Source organism: Mycobacterium sp. 1245499.0 (assembly GCF_001673615.1).
In the GTDB taxonomy this organism is placed as follows: domain Bacteria; phylum Actinomycetota; class Actinomycetes; order Mycobacteriales; family Mycobacteriaceae; genus Mycobacterium; species Mycobacterium europaeum_A.
Genome location: NZ_LZMG01000250.1, coordinates 1 through 2766 on the forward strand (window position 1 = coordinate 1; position 2766 = coordinate 2766).

The 2766-nt window shown below is 67.9% G+C and carries 3 protein-coding genes; 1 reads left to right on the top strand and 2 read right to left on the bottom strand.

Annotated features, from left to right (window positions below):
- Together A5646_RS14245 and A5646_RS14250 are read right to left on the bottom strand one after the other, a co-directional pair.
- A partial coding sequence (locus A5646_RS14245; RefSeq protein WP_067022197.1) for an NADP-dependent malic enzyme occupies positions 1-899 on the bottom strand: 899 nt, incomplete at its 3' end.
- A gap of 84 nt (positions 900-983) precedes the next feature.
- Positions 984-1973: a malate dehydrogenase gene (locus A5646_RS14250; protein WP_066880315.1), complete on the bottom strand. Its 990-nt coding sequence runs from the start codon at positions 1971-1973 to the stop codon at positions 984-986.
- A 191-nt stretch (positions 1974-2164) separates the two neighbouring features.
- On the opposite strand from A5646_RS14250, the gene A5646_RS14255 reads away from it, so the two are divergent.
- The coding region (locus A5646_RS14255; protein WP_304441741.1) for a CorA family divalent cation transporter at positions 2165-2766 on the top strand (602 nt) is incomplete at its 3' end.

The window sequence follows — 2766 nt, forward strand, 5'->3', positions numbered from 1 at the left end:
GGGTCGGGGTTGGACAGCGCGAACACGATCCCGCCCGGCGCCATGGTGGCGATCATCTCCTCGGGCACCACGCCCCCGGACAATCCGAGGAACACGTCGGCGCCCCGGACGGCTTCGGCCAGGCTGCCGGTCAGGCCGGCGGGGTTGGTGCGCTGCGCCAGCGCCACCTTGACGTCGTTCATGTCGTCGCGACCGGTGTGCAGGATGCCGCGCGAGTCGAGCACGGTGATGTCCGAAACACCCATCACCATCAGGAGATTGGTGCACGCGACGCCGGCCGCACCGGCCCCGGAGACCGCCACCTTCAGCGAGGTCATGTCGCGGCCGAGCAGCTTGCTGGCGCCCATCAGCGCGGCCAGCACCACGATCGCGGTGCCGTGCTGGTCGTCGTGCATCACCGGGCAGTCCAGCGCCTCGATGAGGCGACGCTCGATGTCGAAGCAGCGCGGCGCGGAGATGTCCTCGAGGTTGACGGCGCCGAAGGTCGGGCGCAGCCGCACCAGGGTTTCCACGATCTCGTCGGGATCCTTGGTGTCCAGCACGATCGGGATGGCGTTCAGCCCGCCGTACGCCTGGAACAGGGCGCACTTGCCTTCCATCACCGGCAGCGACGCCGCGGGGCCGATGTCACCGAGGCCCAGCACCGCGCTGCCGTCGCTGACCACGGCCACCAGCCGGTTCGCCCACGTGTAGCGGGCCGCCTGAGTGTGGTCGGCGGCGATCGCGCGGCTGACCTGCGCCACACCGGGCGTGTAGGCGATCGAGAGGGCGCGCTGGGTGTCCAGGGGCGACGTCAGGCCTACCGAAAGCTTGCCGCCGACGTGTGCCTCGAAGATCTCCGCATCGGTGATCACGCCCTGCTCGGCATGCGTCTGTATCGATTCAAGCAATTCGGACACGCGCTTCAGGGTACTGACTACCCATTAGTAGGCCTAATTGGTGATGTGGGTCGCAACGTCGGCCCGCCGCGGCCGCGATCGCGGCTAAATCAGCTTGAGCTCGGTGACGGCGCTGCGCTCGTCGACCAGCTCGGCGGTGGTCTTGTCGATGCGGCCGCGGGAGAACTCGTCGATCTCCAGCCCCTGCACAATCGACCAGTTGCCGTCCTTGGTGGTCACCGGGAACGACGACACGATCCCCTCGGGCACGTCGTAGGAGCCGTCGGAGTAGACCGCCATCGAGACCCAGTCCCCTTCCGGGCTGCCCAGCAGCCAGGACCGGGCGGCGTCCACGGTCGCCGAAGCCGCCGAGGCCGCCGAGGAGGCGCCGCGCGCGTCGATGATCGCCGCGCCGCGCTTGGCGACGGTCGGGATGAAGTCGTTCTCGATCCAGTTCTGGTCGTTGACCACCTCGGCCGCGTTCTTGCCACCGACCTCGGCGTGGAAGATGTCGGGATACTGGGTGGCCGAGTGGTTGCCCCAGATGGTCACCTTCTTGATGTCGGTCACCGCGGCGCCGGTCTTCTTGGCCAGCTGCGAGATCGCCCGGTTGTGGTCCAGGCGGGTCAGCGCGGAGAACCGCTCCTTGGGGATGTCGGGGGCGTTGCTCAGCGCGATCAGCGCGTTGGTGTTGGCCGGGTTGCCGGTGACGCCGATGCGGACGTCGTCGGCGGCGACGGAATTGAGCGCCTTGCCCTGCGCGGTGAAGATCGCGCCGTTGGCCTCCAGCAGGTCGCTGCGCTCCATGCCCGGGCCGCGCGGCCGGGCGCCCACCAGCAGCGCCAGGTTGACGCCGTCGAAGATCTTGTTGGCGTCGGCGCCGATCTCCACGCCGGACAGCAGCGGGAACGCGCAGTCGTCGAGTTCCATCACGACGCCCTCGAGCGCCTTGAGCGCGGGCTCGATCTCAAGGAGCCGCAGCTCGATCGGGCGGTCGGGGCCCAGCAACGAGCCACTCGCCAGGCGGAACAACAGGCTGTAGCCGATCTGGCCGGCGGCGCCGGTGACAGCGACCTTGAGAGGACTTGCGCTCACGTCGATTTACTCCTTGTGGAGAAGTTCGTGCAGATTCGAGGTTTCGGCTCGAAACTAGCGCACTGCGCTCGGCCGCCGATCTCCGGTCCGCTACCAGGGCTTTCCCGACACCTGATCGTCGCGCTTTGAACAGCCGGGACGCGTAGCATGGAGCACCGCCTGATCGGACCTGCGCTTGGTGGGAGGTGGCTGTGTTCCAGGGATTCGACGCATTGCCCGAAGCGCTTCGGCCCCTCGCGCATGAACCGCAACCGAAGGCGGTCCCGGGCCCGAAGCCGCCCACCCAGACGCTGGTCGACTGCGCCGTCTACGCCGACGGCCAGCGATTGCCCGGCAAGCTCGGTTACGCGGACGCACTCGATAAGGTGCGCGAGATCGAAACGCAGGGTCAGGAGGGATTCGTCTGGGTCGGACTGCGCGAACCCAGCCAGTCCGAGATGCAGGAAGTGGCCGACGTGTTCGGCCTGCACCCGCTGGCGGTGGAAGATGCGGTGTGCGCCCATCAGCGGCCCAAGGTGGAGCGCTACGACGACACCCTGTTCCTGGTCCTCAAGACCGTCAACTACGTCCCCCACGAATCGGTGGTGCTGGCCCGCGAGATCGTCGAGACCGGCGAGATCATGGTTTTCGTCGGGAGGGATTTCGTGGTCACCGTCCGCCACGGCGAGCACGGCGGCCTGTCCGAGGTGCGCAAGCGGATGGATTGCGATCCCGAGCAGATGCGGCTGGGCCCCTACGCGGTGATGCACGCGATCGCCGACCACGTGGTGGACCACTACCTCGAGGTGAGCAG